Here is a 22,069-nt window from a genome sequence, read left to right as displayed (position 1 = left end):
ATTTCTTGGGTAACAGTTCAACGCTTGTCGGTCTGTTCTTTTTGGTGCTCCAGAGCCGCTCAGTACAGCGCGATTGCGATGATCACGGAAAATCGTTCATAAGGTCTTTGCCTGTGACAAAAAAACGTCCTGAGTAGGTTTGTCCATGGTACAATATGGGTAAAGACATGGAAAGCGGTTCGGGGAGGAATAGTGCACATGGAATTGACCAAAAGAAGCAATGGTTCGGAATGGGAGACAGAAGCAGCTGTTGACCAACAGATTTTGTTTAAAATGGGGAACGAATATTACGGACTCTCGATTTCGCTCGTACGTGAGATCATCAAGCCACTGCCCATTACACGTTTTCCAAAATCTCCACCTTATGTCGAAGGAGTCATTGATCTGCGTGGGCGAATCTTACCGATAATCAATTTGCGGAAAATGTTTGATTTGGAACCTTTGGAAGAAACGGATGACACTCGCTTTGTCGATTTGCAGTTGGATGGGTTGAACATCGGGATTATCGTGGATGCGGTCTCTGAAGTCATGAATATTCCGCAGAACGTGATCGAGCCTGCACCACCCATTATTGCTGGAGTAGAAGGCAAGTATTTGCACGGCATTGCCCGCTTGAACGACAAGCTGATCATGCTGCTTGATGTGAATGAAATTTTTGGACAGTGGAAAAAGAAGTAAGTGACAGTGTAAAGCCCAGTGCGCGATGATGCACTGGGCTTTTACTCTCTGCCTCCACTTGCTAAATACGCATAGTTCACCCATACCATCTCTTCGATTCCCAAAATTTCCTTGAACAGGTCAACCGAGTCGTACAACAGTGAAGCTCCTGTGTCGTCATCGACGTTCGTCAACAACTGCAAGTCAAAGAGGGAACGTAACTGCTGAATCTGCTTCGGACCCACGATCCGACTAAACGACTGCGGCTTGATACGTGTGATCCCTTTACCTACCTCGCGCCGATACAACTCCGAACGCACTACCCTCTCCAGTATGTCTTCATACTTTTGCCGAACGTCCTCGCTGTCTACAATTCCTTCCTGCAGGTCAATTTCCGGATAAAGCCTGCCAAACTCGGCTTCCGCCATTTCCACATCGAGCGAGTAGCTGATTGTCGCTGACGCAACCTCGAAGCCTGCATCAAACAAGCGAAAGCCCCAGCCGTTGTCCTCCGCGTCATGAAACCAGAGGAGGGGTACGAATTGCTTGGACAGTCTCAGCAAAAAATCAAGCGTCGTGGAGGTCTCCAGCCACTCATCCTGCAGGAAAAATGCATTCCAGTCGCTGTTGACGTTTCTGTGGAAGTATGGCTGCTCTGTCTTGGATAAGGCAATCAGTACTTTCGGTTCGTATTTGCGTGGATAAAGAATGCCGGTCGTGAACTCACCCATCCGTTTTCCACCGCTTTCTGGAAGGCTTCCCTGATCCTTTCTTCTTAGTCTATTCAAGCAACGCTTGTTTTTTGCTGTGATCTTTATCAAACGTGCTCGTGTGGATAATCGTATGTACTGCGCCCTCCGGCAACAATTCGGAACGATACAAATGGAAATGGCGTGCCTTCCATTGTGGCGGTTCCTGCGCTAAATAACGTTCGTTCCAATCCAAGAGAGCAAGCTCTTCCCCACTGTGATGCGGACCGCGTGCGAGTGTAATATGCGGCCGATACCGTTTCCGATCGTAGGACAAGCCGTCATGCAATTCAAACCGTCTCCCCAACAATAAATGCAGCTGCTTCAGCACAGAAAGTTGGCCGCGCAGTCCCAGCCAGAGGACACGTGGATGCAGGGCATTCGGAAAAACCCCGAAGCTGCCAATCCGCAAGCTAAATGGCTGGATGATCGCACTGACAATATCCATGTCCTCGCAAATGGCGGGAACAAGTGATTCTTGAACCTCTCCAAGAAAATGCAGAGTCAAATGCAAATTAGCGAGAGACTGCCACCTGTCCGCTGTCACATCTTGCTTCAAGCGTTTTTGAACATCGGCAATATAGGCGCAAGCCTCGGTTGGAATATCCAGTGCTATGAATAAGCGCATTTCTGTCCTCCTTCGAAAAAAATAGCCCTCCTGTGACGGAGAGCCATTTCCCTTTCATGCCGCGTTAGGCAGCCATCATCTTTCCGGTTACGATTCCCAAAACACTCCTGACATATTCCGCAAGACGGTTCGATCCAGGCTGGTAGGTAAAGCGCAAGGTCAGCTCACTATGACCGACATGGCCAGCGGGAGGGATATTCCAGAAGTACTCTGCTTCCCCGTATAAAAACTCTTCAATACGCTGCTTCTTTCCTTCCATATCGATACTCGGATCATGCGTCAAGGAAAACTTCATCATGACAGAAAACGAATCTGTCCAAACTTGATCACGCTTATGTAATTTCCCATGGATAACAACTAAACCGGCTTCTCCCCACAGATTGTACTCGAGCAAAGCCTGAAACTGCGGGTGTACTTGCAGCTCTAAGGCAGGAAGCCCTCCTTCGATCGTAAGTGCATGACGTTGTGCCAGTTGTTCAATCTCCCCTTGAAAACGGTGGGCGCATTCAGAAACTGCCTGGAACAAATTGGGTTCAACAGCGTACATCGTCGTCACCTCTCCCCAATGGATTGTCTGTCTTACCTAATTCGGATTCCCACTTGTCGTATCCTTTGTTGAAAAATGACTTATTTACCCTTATTTCATCGAACTCCAAAAGATTCCGTGGAGAGTCTTATTTCACAATCTCTCAACAATTATAGGTAAGGAACAGGCGTTCCTGGAAACGCTTTCGCAAACGCCTGCGCAAGATGCATCTGTACATCTTCATCCAGCTCCAAATGATAAAGGCGACCGCTCTCATACCGCAATAGTGGATAGGCTCCTAACTGCAAGGGAGAAGCGTCCTGCGTCTGCACGTACTCCGGCAAGGTCATCATAAAACGCGAAAACGGATTCGCTTCATCCTCTGACATATGAACGACCTCGAACAAATGCGAGAGACTTGGCGTGAGTATGATCATGACGTAATCGCCCGCTTCCGCAGCCCATACGGTAAAGGACGTATCCCGGACATCGCTACGGGCGTGCCTGCGCATGACCCATACTGCTTGCTGCACAGTACTCATCAATAAATGCTGCGCTCCTTCTTCACCATGCACATCTCTCATGTGCTTGTAACGCAATACGAAGGCCATCCCCGATTCTGTAAAAACAGATGCGGGCAAACTCATCGCTGAGATGCTTTCGGTCTCTTCCTCACGCACCTGCACCTCATCGGGAAGTGTATCAGGAGTTCCCTCATAGAGAGCCTGAATCATCTCACGCGTACGAGCTACTTCCGCTGGGGAAAAAGAGATCGATTCAGAATAGATGTGGATAAGCTCGCTATCTGCGTAAGCCAAGTAGTGGATAGAAGAATACGGCTGCTCGATCAATCTCAAAGCCATGCTCCGCTCATCCGCCCGGACAATGTCGAACGTCAAGGGAAAACCAAGCGGATTCAGCGGGTCCGACAGTGTCCAGATGACGGCGAGCAGCTTATTTTGATACGTTTTGAATTCCAGCGAAACGGCGTCTTTCGTCTGCTCACTGAAAGTATCCACCGATTCGAACACCAAATACAGCTCCACCTCACCTGTGCCGCTAAGACGAACAAAGTAAGGAAGCCCCTCTTCTTCTGCCAGCTTGTACAGATCGTGATAAACCACGGGATCGAGAACCTCTCCCTGCGTTGACTCTTCTGGAGAACGCAAAGTGTCATCGGGGGTTAGCGGAGGGTAAAATTCCTCATTCATGCGTTATTCCTCCTGATTTCCCCAAGCTTTTAGCAATGCCCAATTGTCCATTTGTTTTAAGAGAGTCCGATCTGTCGCGTCAATGTGGACAGGAGTAATCGCGATATAGCCATGCTTGAGCAAATCATAGTCCAGCGGCTCCGCCAGTGGCATTACTTGAGGATACTCTCGTGCCAAATAATAGCCTTCCGCTTCTTCGCTATATTTGTCTTCATAATGGTTCATGGACAAGGTAGCCGGAACCATTCCTTTCACCTCAGCCAGCGGGACATGCGGGATATTAATATTCCAGAATACCTCTGAAGCCAGCTCTCCTTTGATCGCGTGATCGCTGAATTCTTTTACAATCGGACGAATCATCTCCACTACATCGCCGTAGTTGTCTTGATCGAACCAGTTATCATAAGAAAGTGCAACACCAGGAACACCCAAGATTACCGCTTCTCTTGCGCCGCTGCATGTACCGGAGTAATAAATGTCACGTCCGAGATTCGTCCCGACGTTAATCCCCGAGAATACGATATCCGGCTTTTTCCCATGTTCAAATAGGAGATGGTACGCAGCTTTTACACAGTCTGCAGGGTTGCCATTGACCGCCCATGCTTTCACAGGCATTCCGTAAAAATCACGCTGTTCAGGCGCGAGTGCACTGCGATAAGTGATTCCGTGTCCGACCCCGCTTTTCTCTTCAACCGGGGCTACTATATAGACCTCAGCTTCCTCCAAAGTGAGCAAGGCTTCTACCAACCGCTTGATACCAAGAGCATCGATGCCATCATCATTCGTAACCAAGATCCGCAAAATAGGGTCTCCTCCTTCATCAATAGCGTTACCACTCGCTGAGACGTCCTTTTTCTTATTGTACTGTAGAAATCGAGGCGGCGCCAAGCTTCCACCTAAAACGAAAGGACCCCAATCATATTGGGGCCCCGGCTATTCTCCTACAATATCTTTCCAGCGCTCGCGCCAAACAATCCCTTCGCGAATCCACTCTTCTACTTGATGCTGCTTTTCCTCCGAGATTCCGATCAGGCAAGCGATGCGGGCAATCTCTTTTGTCTCCGACGGTGACAACTTCCGATCGATCAATGCCATGTGGTAGAGCTTGCGCATCATAACGAGCTTTTCAGCCTGGGTCATGGCTACGAGGTCTTCCACGATGACCTCCGGACGCTTTGGATAGTCCATATCATCCATTAAAATTTGGCGTTCTTTCAATGTAAAATGTTCCGAGTTCACGATTTCATGAATACGATCCATTTCTTTATTTCCTATATAACCGTCGGCGTGCCCGACGCAGATCATCAAGCGAATGGACGCAAACAAAATGTGTTTGTCCTTTTCGATTTTGGTATACACCGGCATAGTTCCTCCTCAAAAAACTTTCTAAACACATTCATTTATCTACATATGATAATACGATAAAAAACGAAAGCGGTTTCACATGATTATGTGACAAATTTATGCTATTCCCTAACAAAAATGCGCCTAAAATCAATCCAGCCATAAGCATCCAGACTTACGCCAGATAAACGTGGATGTGCAAGCATTTCTACCCGATTCGAATACAGCGGGACAAACGTACTGCAAGCCGCAAGCGTATGCATGATGCTGTCCACATAAACTTGTCGCTCTTGTGTTGTTTGGACGCACGACATGCCCTTCATCAAATACTCAATCTCTTCCTTTCCCTGCGGATCTAAATGATGAGAAATACTCAACGCACCAGCGTATAGAAATTCTCGTAAAGACAGCTCCGCCCTTTCATCTACATTCGCACTATCCACAACCAAATCCGCCTCTTGTAATAACGAGGGCAAGGCAAGCTCCTCCGGGGATGCATACCTGATCTCTATGGCAATTCCGTATTCCTGGCACGTTTTCTGAATCCACAGGGCATCTTCTATATGATCAGAGTCTGGATACGTATAGAGCGACAGTGCTTCTCCCTGATGATACCCACTCTCTTTGAAGATACGAACCAACTCCTGTGAATCAGGCACCTCTCTTTTTTCTTGGAACGAATCAGTTTCCCCCCAGATGACTGCATGCTCTCTCGTTCCCTGTAGCTCTTGTCTCAAGGCCTGTCCACAAATGATAGCCACAATGAGACTCCGAAATTCATTATGTGACAGCGGGCCATTTTTTGCTCCATTCAAGCTGACGTATTGAAAACAATCTTCCAATCTGCCAACGTCACTCCATGCCGGAACGCTCGTATCCCGATAATCATCCATAGCCATTACGGTTAACAAGGTCTCATCTGCCTGTACCTCTGCTTCCATTCCAGGTACGCACCAGATTTCAATTCGGTCCAAGAACGGTCTTCCCCCAAAATAAGGCGTGAACGCTTCCAGCACGAGCATAGAATCGTCGTTGCGGACTACTCGGAACGGACCCGTTCCTACTGGCATTTGCGCAAATTGCTCTCCCATTTGCACAACGTAATCACGGGGGACAATCGCCATATATTCCTTACTCAGTGCCTGTAAAAACAGTTCATCCGGCATATGCAAGGAGATCGTCAGCACGTAGTCATCTTTGACGTCAATCGATTCAATTGAAGCAGCAAGCCAGCGATGCTTATAGGAATGCTCCATCAAGCGAAGCAAGGAAAAGCGCACATCATCGGCAACAAGTGGACGGCCATGATGGAATAAGACACCTTTCCGCAAGTAAAAAGTCCACTGCTTCCCTTCTTCACTAGCCTCCCAATAAAAAGCGATAGCGGGTTCAATCCTTTTCGTGACGGGATCAAACTGGACCAGAGAATCAAATAGCTGCTTGACCATGTGTGACTCGGAGCGCAGGAGAATATGAATCGGATCAAGCCCTGCGAATGGTCGATTGTAAAACAAACGTAAGGTATCTATTCTACCCTTACTTCCCTTTTCCCGCATCACACGATGTCCAAACTGACTATTCATCCATCGTGAAAATTTTTCATGTAAAACTGGCAAATTTGCCCCAAGTTCGTCGATCATATTCCGTGCAGCACGGATCTCCCCTTTTTGCACGAGTTCCTTGGCTACGCTCATGATCAGATCTGTGGGTGCAAGCAAGCATGTCAATACAGAACGATTTCCTCGCCCTCTCCCCGGCTGCCAGACTACCCATCCCTGGCTCTGCATTTTTTTCAAGGTCAAGGTCGCATTCCGCAATGTACAAAATAAGATCGAAGCAACTTCAGCCAACGATATGTCAAGCGGATGCCCAATGGCTTCATTAGGTCGGCCCGCACACAAACGCATGTATTGTTCAACGAGTTGCATCTTGCCACCACCAATTCCCTCATAAAACATGAAAAAGCTATTCGCCTAATCGTACGCTTTTTCTTCGGCCTTTGTCACCTTACAATTCTAAAAACACCAACGAACCGGAAAAGCCGGAGAAAGGACTTCCTTATGCCACACATCCCTAATGCACTCAGTCGATTCTTTGCTGCGTATCCGGCACTCATCTGGGTCCGTCTGTTCGGCGAAACGCTCACCTCTTTATCCAGCGCCATGATCGCCCCGTTTCTCGTATTGTACTTGAGCGAGAACATCGGGGGTTCTGTCACCATGACCATGCTCGTCATTGGCTTGCAGCCCTTTTCAGAGATTTTGCTCACGATATTTGCTGGAGGCATCACGGACCGTTATCGCCGAAAAACGATCATGCTACTCGCCCTATTCCTGCAAGGCTTTGCTATGCTCGGGATGGCTTGGGCAGACTCCATGGTGGGCTTTGCGATTCTGTACATCATCAACGGGGCCGGTCGATCCCTGTTTATCCCTGCCAGCCGCGCACATCTCGCTGATACGATTTCCTCCGCACAAATGGCTGGTGCTTTTGCCCTACTCAATACCTCTAGTAGCATCGGGGCCGCATTGGGACCTTTAGTCGGCGTCATTATTTACAAGTACGAGCCTGCTATGGCGTTTTTGTTTACTGCGATCTCGCTATTGATCTATGCAGTTGCCGTCTGGTGGAAAATCCCGCAAACACCCCTGCCAGAAGCTCCCGTCGAAGAAGCAGCAGACGTTCGTTCACGCAGCTCCTGGCATACTTATCGACCAGCCCTTGCCATTATGTTGCTGTCTTTGCCGATCAGTCTGTTTTACGCGCAAACCGAAACGAATCTCCAGCTTCATCTGAAATACACGCTGCCGGACTATTTGCAAACGCTCGCCTTGCTCATTGCAGTAAAAGGCATTATGCTGCTGCTATTCGAATATTTGCTCGTAAAATGGACACAGCACTTGCCCGCTCGCCTGTTAATTAGCGGCTCGTACATTTGTTTCCTCATCGTTGCATTGGGCTATGCCTTCATTGACAGTGTACCTGTCCTTCTCGCCCTGCAAGTGTTGCTCGTCATCGGAGAGAGTATTGGTCTGACTCAGTTGATGACCTTCGTCACACGGATATCACCTGTCACGATGCGCGGGCGGTACTTCGCGATCACGGGAACACACTGGGATATCTCCCGCACTTGCGGACCGTACCTGGGCAGCCTCGTCTTGCTGCATTATGGCGGCACGATGCTTTTCACCATTGTCGCAGGCATCCTCTTGATCGGTGCCGGATTCATGTACGCGTATCTTTCCAACAACGAAAAAGCCTCCCCGCTTGAACAGGAAGGCTGATTCGATCCGATTAGGTTAACAAGAAGCGATCCTCACTGAAGCTTTCTCCACCGCGGGCTGTTTCGAAGGCACGAAGCAGATCCTGCGGTTTCATCGTCCGTTTTTTCTCATCCGGAATGTCGAGGATGATTCCCCCATCGTGGAGCATCAACAGACGATTGCCCATGTTCAACGCTTGTTCCATATTATGCGTGACCATGATCGTCGTGAGTTTATAGCGCTCCACGATTTTTTCTGTTAATTCTACGATTAGCTGCGCACGTTTCGGGTCAAGCGCTGCTGTATGTTCATCGAGGAGCAAAATCTTCGGCTCTGTGAAGGTAGCCATCAACAGGCTCAGCGCTTGACGCTGTCCACCTGAGAGGAAGCCTACCTTGGTCTTCAGGCGGTTTTCCAGTCCTTGATCCAACTGCTTGAGCTGCTCGCGGAACAGCTCGCGCTTCTGGTTGTTCACCCCAAATCCAAGTGTACGGCGTTTTCCCCGCCCCAAAGCGATTGCCAGATTTTCCTCAATCGTCATGTTCGGCGCTGTACCTGCCATTGGATCCTGAAACACTCGACCAATCAGACCTGCGCGTTGGTGTTCCGCCAAGCGCGTGACATCTTTGCCGTCAATCTTAATGCTGCCCTCATCTGGCGTCAGTCCACCGGAGATCATGTTCATCATCGTCGATTTACCGGCACCATTACTACCGATAACGGTGATGAACTCTCCTTTCTTCACATGTAGATTGACGTTTCGAAGCGCGATCTTTTCATTCACGGTTCCTGCGTTGAATACTTTGTTGACGTTTGTAATATTAAGCATCGCTGCTTCCTCCCCTTGCCGTGCGTACCGCTTGCTTTTTCCAGATGCCTTTTGCCACAGTCGGGACAGTCAGTGCAAAGATAACAATCAGGGCAGTGATCAGCTTCATGTCAGAAGGATTGAGTCCCTGATCCAACGCGATGGCGATGACCAAGCGGTACACGATCGAGCCGAGAATGACAGCGAGCGTCACTCGGAAAATCGAAGAGCTGCCAAACAGAACTTCCCCGACAATAACGGAAGCCAGACCGATGACGATCATCCCGATCCCCATTCCTACATCCGCAAAGCCTTGGTATTGGGCTACCCACGCACCAGCTAGAGCTACTAAACCATTGGAGAGAGCCAAACCGATGATTGTTGTCGAATCCGTGTTTACCCCAAAGCTGCGGATCATCTTCGAGTTGTCACCTGTCGCGCGCAAATCAAGACCCATATCCGTATGCAGGAACCAGTCAATGATGAGCTTCAACACCATAACACCTACGATAAAGACGATAGCTACTCCAGACAGCAAGGTAACTCCACCTACGGCCAGGTTCGGAATGCCCATATCCTTCACATAAGTGAACAAGGTATCCTCCCGCAAAAGAGGCAGATTCGCTTTTCCCATGACACGCAAATTGATCGAGTACAAGGCGATCATCGTCAAGATCCCCGCCAAAAGTGCGTTAATCTTTCCTTTGGTATGCAAGACGCCAGTAAAAGCTCCAGCCAAGCCACCTACAATGAACGCCAGCAGTGTAGCCAAGAACGGATTGGTTCCATCGATAATGAACTTAGCTGCGATAGCGCCTCCCAAGGCAAAACTACCATCTACGGTCAAGTCAGGAACGTTTAGAATGCGGAAGGTCAGATATACACCGAGAGCCAAGATACCAAAAAGTAAACCTTGCTCAATGGCTCCCATTATTGCCAGTTGATTCATAGAAGAAATCCTCCAATTACTGCATTTATTACTCGATCACTTGTCCAGCACGGTCGAGCATGGCTTGCGGAATCGTCACACCCATTTTTTCCGCTGCTTTCTTATTCAATACGAGCTTCATATCTGCTTGCACTTCAACAGCCATATCTGCTGGCTTCGCTTCACCCTTCAGGATTTTTGCTGCCATATCAGCTGTTTGCTCGCCCAGCTTCGTGTAGTCAATCCCGTAAGTGGCAATCGCTCCGCTCTTCACAGAGTTTTCTTCACCTGCGATTACCGGAATTTTTTGTGCCTCGGCTACACCGATAACTGCTGCAATCGAAGATACAACCATATTGTCAGTCGGTACGTAGAAAGCATCTACTTTGCCCACCATGGACTCAGCTGCTTGCTTCACTTCTGTTGCGCTCGTAATCGCTGCTTCTTTAATTTCTAAACCAAGCTTGCTGGCTACAGCTTTTGCCGCATCCACCTGTACTTTGGAGTTGACTTCACCAGAACTATAAATGATTCCAACTGATTTCGCATCAGCTTTCAATTCTTTGATCAACTTCAATTGCTCCTCGACAGGGTTCATATCCGATGTGCCTGTTACGTTCGCACCTGGCTTGTCCATCGCTGCAACCAGACCAGCTTGTACCGGATCCGTTACCGCAGTAAACAGGATCGGAATTTCTTTACTGGTTTGTGCGGCAGCTTGTGCCGTTGGAGTCGCAATGGCCAACACCAAATCTACTTTGTCAGCCTCAAATTTTTGAGCAATCTGAATCGCTGTATCCATGCTCGCCTGAGCGGATTGCACATTGATTTTTACTTGCTTGTCATTTTCGTAGCCGTTTTTAGCCAGTTGACTGATAAAGCCCTCTCTTGCTGCATCCAATGCAGGGTGTTCAACGAATTGGGCAATTCCAATTGTCAGCTGCTTGGTTTCAGTAGACGGAGCAGGTGCCGTCGTGTTTGAAGGGGCTGGGGTGGAATTGTTTGCAGGGGTAGCGCTTTGCTGTCCACAAGCGGTAACAGACAAAAGCAATAAAGGAAATAAAAAACTCTGAAAAATTTTAATACTCTTCTTTTGTTTGAACATTTGGTGAATTCCCCCTCGTGAATTTTTTTCTACAGTTTAACATGGATAAAACCGTTTTAAAAGAATAAAAAGAGAGCATGACGCTCTCTTTTTACTTGATGATTTCTTTCGCCTGTTGTTTGAGTGCCTCAGAAATAGTGAGCCCAAACTTTGCAGCAGCTGTTTCATTGATATACAAATCAGCTTGTTTCGAAATCTCTACAGGAGTATCAGCAACACTTTGCCCTTTTAAGATACGGGCAGCCATATCGCCTGTTTGTTTACCGATTTGGTAGTAATCAATCCCATAAGTAGCGACCGCTCCACGCTTCACTGTATCGGTATCAGAAGCAAAGACAGGGATTTTGTTTTCCTCTGCTGCTCCGAGTACCGCTTCAAACGAGGATACGACGGTGTTGTCAATTGGGATAATAATGGCATCTGCTTTACTAGCAAGCCCTTGAGCTGCCAGCTGCACTTCGGATAGCTGCGAAATGCCTGCCTTGATAATTTCTACGCCTTCTTTGTGCGCTGCGTCTTCCAATTCCTTGACCTGTACCTCTGAGTTAATTTCGGAGGTCGTATAGATCACACCGAGCTTTTTAAGCTCAGGCAGGAAGGTTTTCACCAGCTTCAATTGTTGTTCCATCGATACTTTATCGGACGTCCCGGTCACATTTTTGTCTGGCTTCTCCAGACTGCCGACCAGTTGAGCCGAGAGTGGGTCTGTTACGGAACTGAAAATAACAGGGCTGTCAGCAATCGCCTTGGCTGCAGCCTGAGCAGATGGTGTCGCAATCGCTACGACAATATCCTTTTTATCTCCGGCATACTTCTGTGCGATCGAGACCGTATTGTTCATGTCGCCATGGGCATTCTGGGAGTCTACCTCCAAGTTCTTGCCCTCTTCGTAGCCAGCATCTTTCAGACCATCCAAAATCCCTTTATGAATCGCATCCAGTGCAGGGTGCTCCACGAATTGTGTCAGCCCTAGCTTCACTGTTTGCCCTTGGCCTGTCGTTGCTGCTGTCTCTGTTTTTCCACCTGTTTCATTGCCACATGCTGCCAAAGAAAACGCAAGCAATGCGGTCAGTACCATACTGACTGCTCGTCTCATCTGTACTTCCTCCTCTAGTCTCTGCTCTTTCGCTGCTCCTAATCGCCCTAAGCAATTAGGTTCATTGCTGTCTATGCAACTTGTGTCCCATTATAGCATATTATTACGCATTGAGAAGCCCCCCTTTCCTCTCTTACGTGGAACTGATCTCTTCTTCTGCTTTGCCGATTTTGTTTACATATACCCTCGTGATTCTGTAATGGTCGACCTCTCCCACCACAAATTCGTACTTCCCCTCTTTTACCCGATCACCCACGCGCGGCGGATGGTCGATTTGCATGTAAATCCAGCCTGCAAGCGTATCTACATCGCTCGACTCCAAATCGATTTCCAAATAATCGCCGACTTCTTCCAGTAGCATACGCCCGTCCAATGACAGCATACCGTCACTGCGCTCCACCTCTGGGCGCTCGTCATCGAACTCGTCCTGAATGTCACCAACAATTTCTTCCATTATATCTTCGAGGGTCACCAGGCCGGCAGTGCCCCCATACTCGTCAATGATAATCGCCATTTGCCCTCGTTGTTTTTGCAGCATGGTCAACAACCGGCTGATCGAGATCGTCTCCGGTACAGTCAAAATAGGACGCATGAATGTCTGAAGATCATTGCTCTCTCCTTCCAAAAGCCCTGTGAGCATATCCTTGATGTGCAAGCTCCCCACAACATGGTCCTTGTCACCATCCACTACCGGATAGCGGGTAAACCGTCCGTTTTGGACATGCTTGACGTTCTCGTCAAAGGGGTCGCGCAGGTTCAAGACAACCATATCCGTACGCGGAACCATGATTTCTCTTGCCATCGTCTCCGAGAAATCAAAAATATTATCGACCAACATCAGTTCGGTTTGATCAATCAAGCCGCTTTTATGACTTTCATTGACGAGAATGCGAATTTCTTCTTCCGTATGTGCTTCCTGATGCGGCTCCAAGGATATATGAAAGAGTGCAAGAAAACGACTCGCTGCCCAGTTCAGCATTTGGATAAAGGGATACATGATTTTGTAAAAGAGTTGGATCGGCTTGGCAACCGCAAGTACCACTTTTTCGGAGTATTGAATAGCCAGTGTCTTAGGAGCCAGCTCCCCCAACACGATATGTAAAAACGTAATCAGTGAAAAAGCGATAATAAAGGAAATACTGGTAACGAACGTTTCATTTAATTGGAAATAGCGAAATACAGGATGCAAGAGATGTGCGATGGCAGGCTCTCCCAGCCAACCAAGCCCTAATGAAGCCAGTGTGATCCCTAGTTGGCAAGCGGAGAGATAAGCATCCAAATTGTGCAGGACCCTCTCCACGTCACCAGCACGCTGGTTTCCTTCCGCAGCGAGCTGGGTAATGCGCGATTCCCTTACTTTTACAATCGCGAATTCGGTCGCAACAAAGAACCCATTCAGGAGTACGAGGATCATGACCAAGACCAAATTAAACAAGCTTCCCCAAATTGCCATGCTCCCGCCATCCTTTCCGTCCATGCTTTGGGATATTGTTTCCCATCGTAGCCAAAATGTTACCTGTTCGTTTTTCTTTCTTTTCGAGATTGTGATACCATAGTGCTGATTCCTATGCCCTTTTGTAACGAGGTGAGTCTATTGTCGTACCGTCCAGACCTGCCCTTGATCGTTCAAAGTGATCGGACGATATTGTTGGAAACTCAGCATCCTTTATTTCCTGAGGCCAGACAAGCTATCAGCGGTTTTACTGAGCTAATCAAGAACCCAGAATACATCCATACCTATCGGATCACCCCATTATCGCTTTGGAATGCGGCAGCATCTGGTCTTACATCACAAGAGGTAACAGAGGTGCTTGGCAGCTACAGCAAGTATGGTGTCCCGCCTACCATCGTCAAAGAGATAGATGATACCATGCGAAAATACGGCTTGTTTCGTTTGGAACGCATTGGTGATCAACTCGTATTAATAAGTGATGACCCGCTTCTTTTAGCAGAGGTGACCAGTTATAAATCCATCGCTGCTCTTTTTGAAAGCGATTTTGTCATCAAAAACTATGCGCGCGGACTGATCAAGCAAGAGCTGATCAAGCTCGGGTTTCCTGTTCAGGATTTGGCGGGCTATACAGAAGGCGAATCCTGTGCAGTCAGCTTGCGGGAAACGACATCCCATGGCAGAGCATTCTCCTTACGTTCATATCAACAAGAAGCTGTTGATGCCTTCTATTCTGGCGGAGCTGTGACCGGGGGAAGCGGCGTGCTCGTCCTGCCCTGTGGTGCTGGAAAAACCGTCATTGGACTTGGTGCGATTTGCCAATTACAGACTGCCACCCTCATTTTGACAACGAATACCACTTCCGTTCGGCAATGGATCGCAGAGCTCTTGGACAAAACAGGCCTTGATCCAAATATGGTCGGCGAATACACTGGTGACAACAAACAAGTCAAGCCGATAACTGTGGCGACTTATCAAATTCTTACATACCGCCCCACCGCCGAAGATGATTTTCCTCATCTGAAACTCTTTTCAGAGCGCGACTGGGGGCTTATTATTTACGATGAGGTGCATTTGTTGCCCGCACCCATCTTTCGTGTTACTTCTGGGATTCAAGCCACTCGCAGACTTGGGCTGACTGCTACTCTTGTTCGGGAAGACGGGCGGGAGGAAGATGTTTTCACCCTGATTGGTCCAAAAAAGTACGAGGTTCCATGGAAAGTCATGGAAGAGCAAGGCTGGATCGCAGAAGCGCATTGCCGAGAAATTCGACTCCCCTTTGAGCCGAAGTGGCGGGAGGCTTATGCACATGCAAGCGCTCGTCAAAAGTTTCGCATTGCGGCAGAAAATCCAAAGAAACTGGAGGTCGTCCGCGAGCTATTGGAGAGGCACGCCCACGATCGCGTTTTGATCATCGGGCAATATATTGATCAGCTTGAGCAGATGGCTACAGCCCTCCAACTGCCACTCATTACAGGAAAAGTACCGGACAAAGAACGTGAGCTTTTGTACACTCAGTTTAAAAAAGGGGAAATTACACGCCTGATCGTATCCAAGGTAGCCAACTTTGCGGTTGATTTGCCGGATGCCAACGTCGCGATCCAAATTTCCGGGACGTATGGTTCCAGACAAGAAGAGGCACAGCGCCTGGGACGTATCTTAAGGCCCAAAACAGACAACAACACCGCCCATTTTTATACATTGGTAACACGAGACACGAGAGAGCAGGAGTTTTCGCTCCATCGCCAGCTTTTTCTTGTCGAACAAGGCTATCCATACGATATTATAGAAATCGAAACGCTGGTCTGAAACGTTTACGAATAACCAGCGTCTCATAGAGGGAAGGGAGGCCAAAGATTCAATGCAATCCGACGCCGAAATCATTCAGCGGATTCTTCAAGGCGACATCGAAGCGTATCGCGACCTCATCCAGCGATATCAGCATATGATCTACGTTTTCATTTACAAAATGGTAAACAATCGCTCTGATGCAGAGGATCTCACTCAGGAAGTATTTGTAAAAGCGTATGAAAAACTGTCCACATTCCGTGGGGACAGCCAGTTTTCCTCTTGGTTACATACGCTTGCCCGAAATAAGAGCATCGACTTCTTGCGTCGCCGAAAGTATCATGACTCGGATGAACAATTGGCTTATGTGCCATCCAATACACGTGACGAATCCCCTCAGGAATCGCTCATGACAAAAGAGCAACGTCGAGAAATCCAGGAGGCCTTTTCCTTACTATCAGATTCTTATCGAGAAGTGATCGTCCTTCGCTGTACGCACGAATATCCGTTTGAAAAAATAGCTACACTCTTAGGCATCGCCGAATCTACAGCTCGCGTCCGTTACTTGCGTGCTCGTCAGGAACTCGCAAAATTGTTATCCCGCAAGGAAGGAGGGCTCGTACATGAACTGCCAGGCATTTAGAAAAGCATGGCTAGATGACACAGATAGCGATTCGCACTCGCATATTGAAACCTGTGACGAATGCATCGCTTGGATAGAAACGCAAATGACAACAGAAGAGGAGGTGCAGTTCTTGAAGGAGGTTCCACTACCTCAAGCGAACCTGGAAGACAGAATCATGCAAGCAATCTACCAGACCGCCGGAAAAGGTGTACCCCCTCACGCCGCTACTGCATCTTCAGAGCAACAAACTAGCACAGTGATAGCAAAGCCAAACAAGCGCTGGACCAAAGGCTTCCCTTCATACGCCTGGGTTAGCGCAGCGGCTGTTTTGCTCGCAGTTGGTTTCGTCGGCTACCAACAGCTGTCACCGAGTACTATTCAAATGGCTGCCATACAAGAAGACGGGATGAAAGACAACCAGAGCACCTTTGCATTCAACGAATCGGGATCAAAATCGGCACCGTCAGCTCAAGCACCTGCTCTCGCTTCCGTACCAGCAGCTGCCGATAGTCAGGCGATGAAAAAGGCAGAAAGCAATCCAGGGTCCGCTGCTACACAATCGCAGGTCACTCCGACTGCACCGGCAACAGATACACCTCCTGCACCACCTACCCAATCGAACAATGCGATTGCGATGGTCAAACCACAGGAAAAAGTAACAACACCTGAGCCACGTACAGTAATGAAAGACGAGCGGAGCAACGTGGCATCTCGCGGACTGCAAGGAAATACGGCTGATCAAGCAGCAAAAGCGAAATCGGAGCTTCCAGCCGAATCGTCAAATACTGGTAACCTTGTAGCCGCTAAGGAATCAAATGGCTCTACTACAGAGAAACCTACGACTTTTGGGATTGCCTCCGAAGTGGAACCAAACAATGCGGATAGCGGTACAACGGAGAACGCATTAGTGGGTCCAGCGTTGCCGACGGCAACGAAGCAGCCCATTACGCTCTCCTCCTTCTCGGATTTGAACACCGCTGTACAAGCATCAGATATGCCCGTGCCTGCCCTTACGCAAGCACCGAATGGGTTCTCGATGAGTACGGTATCGGTCCAATATGAATCGGAAACCAGCCAGAAGGTGACTCGCTTGACAGCAGATTACAAGCGGAACAACGACTGGATTCGCATAGATGTTGTGCGTAATACAGAAGGAAAGCGCAGCCTCTCTATCCCAGGCACTTTCTCCGCTACTCAGTTGTTCGCAGTCAACGGAGAGCAGGCCATCGCTGTTTCTTTTGATCAATCCGATTCAAAAGCATCAACAGCCCAGCACTCGGTTCATTTTAATGCTCAATCCGACAACCAATCGTTGTATGTGGTAGTGACTGCAAACGGAGTCACCTTAAATGAACTAATGGAGACTACCAAGCACATCACGTGGAATCCGTAAAAAACTCTCTACAACTGAAAAGACACGACCTGATTTTCAGGGTCGTGTCTTTTTTTGTCTATCAAAAGAGGCTGTTCTATTTTTTGCTCACAAATCCAATTACGATATAATGAAGGAAGATAAATATAAGGAGCTAACTTATGAACAAATTTCACATCTGCTTCGGTCCCTCTTCTTACGGTACCCTCCGGTCCGTCTTTCACAAACAAAATCTGTTACAGACAGAAAGCATCATCCGCATCGACGATGATTTCTCGGTTGGACCGCTTCATCGACTGGAAACGGCAAACGGGATGAATGAAAGGATAGAATGGATTCATTCTTTCTTCAAACAAGTAGAAGGGGTCTCTCCCGAAGACATGAGTACGCTAAAAGCATACCTGCTGCGAAATCTAACCCTTCCATCACAGATTCCAGACGGCACTAACGTAATTCTGTGGCATGGTCAGAACGCATCTGACGCCATAGGAATGAGCTATGCTGTCTCCATGCTTCAGGATAAAAACCTCTCGTTCGAAACAATCGACGTAACCGCATTTAGCGTGGATAGCGATTATAAATTAAAGGACTTGGACGGCAACGAGGAATCTTATGTATTGAAAAGTGTGGCTGCCCTCCCTCCCCGATTAGTGATGGACGCCTATCAGGTAAAGAAGGATATGGCTGCGCCTCTTGTACAAAACTTGATCCTCGAATGGGAAAAGTGGTCGCATTCGGATGAAAGCATGCTCCGCGTTTTCAAACAAGGTGAAGTGCTAGCCGTATCGGAAGATTTTTATGATGCCTCACTCTTGGAACATGCATCAAAAAAGTTCCAAAAGGCTGCACGTGTTATCGGTACCGTCATGGGAGAAAGCGATCAATGTATTGGTGACACGTATTTGATACACCGTGTTCATGAGCTGATCAAGAAGCGCCTGTTAGAGTACCGAGGAGAGTTGATGCCTCTACATCGGTTAGAGATTCGATTGAAGTAAAAAAAACGCTGTTCTCTTTCACAAAGAGACAGCGTTTTTTCCATCCTTAATGCTTTTGATTTTTCTCCTGATTCCACAGCTTGATTTGCTCAATGATTTCACGAATTTGATTTCGTGCTTCCATATGCTCAGGCTCGCTTCCCCAATGCTGAATCAGCGGTGGCATCGCTTTTGCCATTGTCGTGTATAGGCACCATACTTTCACCATTTCTACGCGCTCAGGAGTCGCTTCTCCTGTCAACAACTCTGTAAATTTACGAACTAGATCCTCCAGTTCAGGGACCAACGCTTCTTTTTTCTCGTCCATGTCAGTTACCTCACTTTCGGGAACATTTCTATTTGTGTCCTTAGTTTATTTTACGAAAAAACAGCCATGCGGAAAAGGAAGATTTTTCAGGAGTGATCGGTTACGCTTAAGCTATCCAGATGATTGAGGTGAAGACCTATCAAAGACACACGTATCCGCTTGGTTCCAACAACCAGGGATAACTGGCAGGATGCACTACGCTTGCAGGTTCATGATGAGCAGCAGCGCTTTGTCCCGTCTGTTGCCGTTTCATTGGCAAAGGTTCACATCCGCCCTGATGGTGACGACTGCGTATATGAACCATTCTGTCTGTATGGCGCTGATAAAATGGTTGGGTTTGTCATGATTACCTATGACGCCTCAACAGATTGGTGTTACTGGTTCAACGGCTTCTTCATCGATCAACAGTATCAAGGCAAAGGATATGGCAGAGCGGCTCTCGTAGCGATAGTGGATACGGTACGGAACCGTTTCCCACAAAGCCGATTTGTCAACTTGACTGTATGGACGGGCAATGCGAGTGCAAGACATTTATACAGTCAATTCGGTTTTGAAGAAACCGGCGACGTATACGATGGAGAGATTGTCTACAGACTCTCGCTATGAATTCGTATGAACAAAAACCGCCAGAAAAAATTGGCGGTTTTTCATGCATACAAGCTATTTCGCTTCTGGTACCATGAAGTGCAAAAGACCAAAAGCCACTCCTGCCGTCAATAACACGCTCCAGATAATGATGCCCACCGACATCCACAACATGAGCTTTTTCGTAGGTGCTCCCAGCGAGATACCAATAGCAGCTCCGAGCGGTGCTCCCGTTAAAAGCGGCGAAGCGAGACCAAGGCCAATTACCCCGTATTTATCCCATATCTGCCACATACGCCCTTGACGCTTGCTGCGTTTCTCTACACGCTTTAAAAGCCAGGTACGCAAGGAGCCTCCCAGAAAAATGACGACACCTGCGCTGATGATCGCACCCACCGCACTAAATATTCCGATTAACACCGGTGGTAGTTCCAACATAAAACCTACAGGGATCGCTGCCCACAGCTCAAGCATACCAGATAGTGTCACCGATCCTGCTTTCCATAATACGTCCATTCTGTTTCGCCTTTCCCCTCTCGCTGTCTTTTTCATTCGTCATGGTAAAGACGAGCAGACATGTCAGAAAGTAACGGAAAAAGCCAAATTAGGATGTGACATCCCTACGGGTAAAAGTCGCGTACGCAATGATTAGCGCTGCGATCGCCCATACGCTCAATACCGTCAACGAGAACGGCAACGTCATCCCCTTAATCGGAGGCAGTGTTCCATTGAGATAATCCGTAAGCTGCAAATTTACCACGAACAAGTATTTGGACGATTCCCAGGAGGATGCCATCTGCGTCAGGATCGTTCCGCTGATCAACGCTGCCATCATGATTCCCATCCCCGCAGCTGCACTCCGAACCAAAACAGAGACCATGAGGGTTACCGTTGCAACCACGACACAGACGAACCAACCAAGCCCGTACTGCATCAGTAAAAATTGCCATTGTGGCAACATGAATGCGCCAGATGTCTCCAGTTCTCCTCCCGACACTTGAAATCCAGTCAAAATAGGCAGGTCCCATCCCGAATAGCCGAACACGACCCCAGAAAGCAAATAGGCAAGAATCAGTGTTGTGAGAACAGTGAGAGAGGTAAACAGCAGCAGAGTGATATATTTGCTGGTCAGTACCTTCCATCGCCGTACGGGTCGCGTCAATAACAATTTGACCGTCCCCTCGCTAAACTCAGAAGATACGAGGTCGACCGCGAGTACGACGATAATCATTGGCAAAAACATCGAAATGGCCTGATCCATAAAGCCACGGGCGAATGTAGGTCCACCCGGTGCCATTGGGTTAATGTCGTGATCCAAATAATATTGCTGCTGTGCGATCCTAACCTTGATAAAATCCCGCCACTCTTCGGGAAGACGGCTTGATGCCAGCCTGTTTTGCATATCGACGATTTGCTGGGTTAATAGCGGGCGCCAGTCAGTTGTCCCCATTCGTTCTTGTGCAGTGACAACCGAGCGGTACTGTGCATATGTAAAAATCGGAATCAGAATCGCCAAGATCAGCACGACGACGAGAAAACGGCGCCGACGCAGCAATTTTATGGTTTCATTCTGTACGAGCCCCACCATGCTCTGCTCCATGACTTCCCCCTCCTCCCGTCAATGTAAGGAACAGGTCTTCCAGAGTTACCGTCTTCGTCGCAATTCCCATCACAGGTATGCCGCCATTGACCAACGCTTGGTTAGCCTCGCTCACTTTTTCTATATCCATGCGTGATTTCAGGCGCTCTTCACTGACTACCCACACCTCTGTCACTGCTTGCAGTTTTCGCAGGACTTCCTCGGCCTTTTGTATGTGGGAAGATGGGATTGTCCAATCGACCTGATCAGCAAACTGCTCCATCAGTTCTTTGACTAATCCAACCGAAATGACCTTCCCTTGGCTGATAATCGCCACCCGGTCGCACATCATCTCGATTTCACTGAGAAGGTGACTCGAAATGAAGACAGCGAGCCCTTCTTCCTCGGCCAGCTTGCGAATAAACTGACGCAACTCACGGATCCCCGCCGGGTCCAATCCATTCGTCGGTTCGTCCAGGATCAATATTTTCGGACGGTGCAAAAGTGCCTGCGCGATCCCCAGTCGCTGCCTCATTCCGAGCGAGTACGTTTTTACCTTATCATCAATCGCCCGCTCCAAATCAACAAAGCGGACGATTTCCTCAATGCGTTCAGGCGTAATACCTCCGCTCATTCTCGCAAATTGCTCCAGATTCTCTCTGCCAGTCAAAAACTTGTACAGCTCCGGATTTTCGACGATACAACCAACCTGCGCAATCGCTTGCGGAAACTGTTCCTGAAGCGAGATACCTCCGATGCGGATATCTCCCCCATCAGCTTTTGCCAAACCGACGAGCATGCGGATCGTAGTGGTTTTGCCTGCGCCATTCGGCCCGAGAAATCCAAATACCTCTCCGGCGAAAACGTCAAACGTAATATCATGAATGATCGGCTTTTTGCCAATCGCTTTTTGCAATCCTTTTACTGAGAGGACCGTTTCGGCCAATGTGCGCCCTCCTATCTGAGTCTCCCCTCGTCAACTGACGATGGCATTCTGTTTATGGTACACTGTCATAAGATGTCCATCCACATTATACCATGACCATACAC

General features: G+C 48.2%; 23 protein-coding genes. 7 read left to right on the top strand and 16 right to left on the bottom strand.

Annotated elements, in window-relative coordinates; translation table 11 throughout:
* The first annotated feature begins 198 nt into the window (after positions 1 to 198).
* Positions 199 to 678 carry a chemotaxis protein CheW gene (locus tag C7R93_RS06050; RefSeq protein ID WP_106837959.1) on the top strand — a complete coding sequence of 160 codons (480 nt, stop codon included), beginning with the start codon at positions 199 to 201 and terminating at the stop codon, positions 676 to 678.
* A 41-nt stretch (positions 679 to 719) separates the two neighbouring features.
* On the opposite strand, the gene C7R93_RS06045 is transcribed toward C7R93_RS06050, so the two are convergent.
* The 7 genes from C7R93_RS06045 to C7R93_RS06015 form a co-directional block, all read right to left on the bottom strand.
* On the bottom strand, positions 720 to 1,388 hold the full coding sequence (locus C7R93_RS06045) for a hypothetical protein (RefSeq protein ID WP_106837958.1): 669 nt from the start codon (positions 1,386 to 1,388) through the stop codon (positions 720 to 722).
* Between the two features lie 49 nt (positions 1,389 to 1,437).
* Positions 1,438 to 2,034, bottom strand: coding sequence for an RNA 2',3'-cyclic phosphodiesterase (gene thpR / locus C7R93_RS06040; RefSeq protein ID WP_106837957.1), 597 nt, complete (start codon positions 2,032 to 2,034; stop codon positions 1,438 to 1,440).
* Positions 2,035 to 2,098: 64 nt separating this feature from the next.
* Entirely contained in the window at positions 2,099 to 2,581 is a 483-nt protein-coding gene (locus tag C7R93_RS06035) for a hypothetical protein (RefSeq protein ID WP_106837956.1), read from the bottom strand.
* Positions 2,582 to 2,730: 149 nt separating this feature from the next.
* Positions 2,731 to 3,771 (bottom strand): hypothetical protein, encoded by a 1,041-nt coding sequence (locus tag C7R93_RS06030; RefSeq protein ID WP_106837955.1) that lies wholly within the window; start codon positions 3,769 to 3,771, stop codon positions 2,731 to 2,733.
* Between the two features lie 3 nt (positions 3,772 to 3,774).
* Complete coding sequence (surE, locus tag C7R93_RS06025; protein ID WP_106837954.1) at positions 3,775 to 4,572, bottom strand: 5'/3'-nucleotidase SurE; 798 nt, start codon at positions 4,570 to 4,572, stop codon at positions 3,775 to 3,777.
* Positions 4,573 to 4,704: 132 nt separating this feature from the next.
* Positions 4,705 to 5,136, bottom strand: coding sequence for a tellurite resistance TerB family protein (locus C7R93_RS06020; RefSeq protein WP_106837953.1), 432 nt, complete (start codon positions 5,134 to 5,136; stop codon positions 4,705 to 4,707).
* 101 nt (positions 5,137 to 5,237) lie between these two features.
* On the bottom strand, positions 5,238 to 7,043 hold the full coding sequence (locus C7R93_RS06015) for an SgrR family transcriptional regulator (RefSeq protein ID WP_106837961.1): 1,806 nt from the start codon (positions 7,041 to 7,043) through the stop codon (positions 5,238 to 5,240).
* Positions 7,044 to 7,175: 132 nt separating this feature from the next.
* On the opposite strand from C7R93_RS06015, the gene C7R93_RS06010 reads away from it, so the two are divergent.
* Entirely contained in the window at positions 7,176 to 8,399 is a 1,224-nt protein-coding gene (locus tag C7R93_RS06010) for an MDR family MFS transporter (RefSeq protein WP_106837952.1), read from the top strand.
* A 10-nt stretch (positions 8,400 to 8,409) separates the two neighbouring features.
* Here the strand turns inward: C7R93_RS06010 and C7R93_RS06005 are convergent, their stop codons facing one another.
* From C7R93_RS06005 to C7R93_RS05985, 5 genes are all read right to left on the bottom strand, one after another.
* Positions 8,410 to 9,207, bottom strand: coding sequence for an ABC transporter ATP-binding protein (locus tag C7R93_RS06005; RefSeq protein ID WP_106837951.1), 798 nt, complete (start codon positions 9,205 to 9,207; stop codon positions 8,410 to 8,412).
* Positions 9,200 to 10,135 carry an ABC transporter permease gene (locus C7R93_RS06000; RefSeq protein ID WP_106837950.1) on the bottom strand — a complete coding sequence of 312 codons (936 nt, stop codon included), beginning with the start codon at positions 10,133 to 10,135 and terminating at the stop codon, positions 9,200 to 9,202. Before C7R93_RS06000 ends, C7R93_RS06005 begins: the two co-directional genes overlap by 8 nt.
* Positions 10,136 to 10,163: 28 nt before the next feature.
* A complete protein-coding gene (locus tag C7R93_RS05995) occupies positions 10,164 to 11,219 on the bottom strand; it encodes an ABC transporter substrate-binding protein (RefSeq protein WP_106837949.1) in 1,056 nt (351 codons plus the stop codon).
* A 91-nt stretch (positions 11,220 to 11,310) separates the two neighbouring features.
* On the bottom strand, positions 11,311 to 12,315 hold the full coding sequence (locus tag C7R93_RS05990) for an ABC transporter substrate-binding protein (protein ID WP_106837948.1): 1,005 nt from the start codon (positions 12,313 to 12,315) through the stop codon (positions 11,311 to 11,313).
* A gap of 133 nt (positions 12,316 to 12,448) precedes the next feature.
* Complete coding sequence (locus tag C7R93_RS05985) at positions 12,449 to 13,768, bottom strand: hemolysin family protein (protein WP_106837947.1); 1,320 nt, start codon at positions 13,766 to 13,768, stop codon at positions 12,449 to 12,451.
* Between the two features lie 141 nt (positions 13,769 to 13,909).
* On the opposite strand from C7R93_RS05985, the gene C7R93_RS05980 reads away from it, so the two are divergent.
* The 4 genes from C7R93_RS05980 (at position 13,910) to C7R93_RS05965 (ending at position 18,548) form a co-directional block, all read left to right on the top strand.
* Positions 13,910 to 15,574 (top strand): DNA repair helicase XPB, encoded by a 1,665-nt coding sequence (locus C7R93_RS05980; protein WP_208637792.1) that lies wholly within the window; start codon positions 13,910 to 13,912, stop codon positions 15,572 to 15,574.
* Between the two features lie 52 nt (positions 15,575 to 15,626).
* Positions 15,627 to 16,196, top strand: coding sequence for an RNA polymerase sigma factor (locus C7R93_RS05975; RefSeq protein WP_106837946.1), 570 nt, complete (start codon positions 15,627 to 15,629; stop codon positions 16,194 to 16,196).
* Positions 16,177 to 17,571, top strand: a complete 1,395-nt coding sequence (locus C7R93_RS05970) for a hypothetical protein (RefSeq protein WP_106837945.1) — start codon at positions 16,177 to 16,179, stop codon at positions 17,569 to 17,571. Before C7R93_RS05975 ends, C7R93_RS05970 begins: the two co-directional genes overlap by 20 nt.
* 140 nt (positions 17,572 to 17,711) lie before the next feature.
* Complete coding sequence (locus tag C7R93_RS05965) at positions 17,712 to 18,548, top strand: DUF1835 domain-containing protein (protein ID WP_106837944.1); 837 nt, start codon at positions 17,712 to 17,714, stop codon at positions 18,546 to 18,548.
* A 46-nt stretch (positions 18,549 to 18,594) separates the two neighbouring features.
* Here C7R93_RS05965 and C7R93_RS05960 read toward each other — a convergent pair whose 3' ends face one another.
* Positions 18,595 to 18,855 carry a DUF2573 family protein gene (locus tag C7R93_RS05960; RefSeq protein WP_106837943.1) on the bottom strand — a complete coding sequence of 87 codons (261 nt, stop codon included), beginning with the start codon at positions 18,853 to 18,855 and terminating at the stop codon, positions 18,595 to 18,597.
* Positions 18,856 to 19,014: 159 nt separating this feature from the next.
* Here C7R93_RS05960 and C7R93_RS05955 point away from each other — a divergent pair, with 159 nt between their 5' ends.
* The gene (locus C7R93_RS05955) at positions 19,015 to 19,461 is read left to right on the top strand and encodes a GNAT family N-acetyltransferase (RefSeq protein WP_106837942.1); all 447 of its coding nucleotides are present in this window, start codon (positions 19,015 to 19,017) and stop codon (positions 19,459 to 19,461) included.
* Positions 19,462 to 19,515: 54 nt separating this feature from the next.
* Here C7R93_RS05955 and C7R93_RS05950 read toward each other — a convergent pair whose 3' ends face one another.
* From C7R93_RS05950 to C7R93_RS05940, 3 genes are all read right to left on the bottom strand, one after another.
* Entirely contained in the window at positions 19,516 to 19,956 is a 441-nt protein-coding gene (locus C7R93_RS05950; protein ID WP_106837941.1) for a small multi-drug export protein, read from the bottom strand.
* An 88-nt stretch (positions 19,957 to 20,044) separates the two neighbouring features.
* The gene (locus C7R93_RS05945; protein ID WP_106837940.1) at positions 20,045 to 21,040 is read right to left on the bottom strand and encodes an ABC transporter permease; all 996 of its coding nucleotides are present in this window, start codon (positions 21,038 to 21,040) and stop codon (positions 20,045 to 20,047) included.
* Positions 21,006 to 21,965 carry an ABC transporter ATP-binding protein gene (locus C7R93_RS05940; RefSeq protein WP_106837939.1) on the bottom strand — a complete coding sequence of 320 codons (960 nt, stop codon included), beginning with the start codon at positions 21,963 to 21,965 and terminating at the stop codon, positions 21,006 to 21,008. The genes C7R93_RS05945 and C7R93_RS05940 overlap by 35 nt, the downstream gene beginning before the upstream one ends.
* Positions 21,966 to 22,069 lie beyond the last annotated feature (104 nt).

Origin of the sequence: Brevibacillus fortis, from assembly GCF_003013395.1 — a bacterium.
In the GTDB taxonomy this organism is placed as follows: Bacteria; Bacillota; Bacilli; order Brevibacillales; family Brevibacillaceae; genus Brevibacillus; species Brevibacillus fortis.
This window is presented reverse-complemented; position numbering and strand designations above follow the sequence as displayed.

Coding starts and splice junctions, on each gene's coding strand:
- C7R93_RS06035 (WP_106837956.1), bottom strand. CDS start 2,581: ATGTACGCTGTTGAACCCAATTTGTTCCAGGCAGTTTCTGAATGCGCC.
- C7R93_RS05990 (WP_106837948.1), bottom strand. CDS start 12,315: ATGAGACGAGCAGTCAGTATGGTACTGACCGCATTGCTTGCGTTTTCT.
- C7R93_RS06050 (WP_106837959.1), top strand. CDS start 199: ATGGAATTGACCAAAAGAAGCAATGGTTCGGAATGGGAGACAGAAGCA.
- C7R93_RS06020 (WP_106837953.1), bottom strand. CDS start 5,136: ATGCCGGTGTATACCAAAATCGAAAAGGACAAACACATTTTGTTTGCG.
- C7R93_RS06030 (WP_106837955.1), bottom strand. CDS start 3,771: ATGAATGAGGAATTTTACCCTCCGCTAACCCCCGATGACACTTTGCGT.
- thpR (WP_106837957.1), bottom strand. CDS start 2,034: ATGCGCTTATTCATAGCACTGGATATTCCAACCGAGGCTTGCGCCTAT.
- C7R93_RS05975 (WP_106837946.1), top strand. CDS start 15,627: ATGCAATCCGACGCCGAAATCATTCAGCGGATTCTTCAAGGCGACATC.
- C7R93_RS06000 (WP_106837950.1), bottom strand. CDS start 10,135: ATGAATCAACTGGCAATAATGGGAGCCATTGAGCAAGGTTTACTTTTT.
- C7R93_RS06010 (WP_106837952.1), top strand. CDS start 7,176: ATGCCACACATCCCTAATGCACTCAGTCGATTCTTTGCTGCGTATCCG.
- C7R93_RS05995 (WP_106837949.1), bottom strand. CDS start 11,219: ATGTTCAAACAAAAGAAGAGTATTAAAATTTTTCAGAGTTTTTTATTT.
- C7R93_RS06015 (WP_106837961.1), bottom strand. CDS start 7,043: ATGCAACTCGTTGAACAATACATGCGTTTGTGTGCGGGCCGACCTAAT.
- C7R93_RS06045 (WP_106837958.1), bottom strand. CDS start 1,388: ATGGGTGAGTTCACGACCGGCATTCTTTATCCACGCAAATACGAACCG.
- C7R93_RS05945 (WP_106837940.1), bottom strand. CDS start 21,040: ATGGAGCAGAGCATGGTGGGGCTCGTACAGAATGAAACCATAAAATTG.
- C7R93_RS05965 (WP_106837944.1), top strand. CDS start 17,712: ATGAACAAATTTCACATCTGCTTCGGTCCCTCTTCTTACGGTACCCTC.
- C7R93_RS06005 (WP_106837951.1), bottom strand. CDS start 9,207: ATGCTTAATATTACAAACGTCAACAAAGTATTCAACGCAGGAACCGTG.
- C7R93_RS05960 (WP_106837943.1), bottom strand. CDS start 18,855: ATGGACGAGAAAAAAGAAGCGTTGGTCCCTGAACTGGAGGATCTAGTT.
- C7R93_RS05950 (WP_106837941.1), bottom strand. CDS start 19,956: ATGGACGTATTATGGAAAGCAGGATCGGTGACACTATCTGGTATGCTT.
- C7R93_RS05985 (WP_106837947.1), bottom strand. CDS start 13,768: ATGGCAATTTGGGGAAGCTTGTTTAATTTGGTCTTGGTCATGATCCTC.
- C7R93_RS05970 (WP_106837945.1), top strand. CDS start 16,177: ATGAACTGCCAGGCATTTAGAAAAGCATGGCTAGATGACACAGATAGC.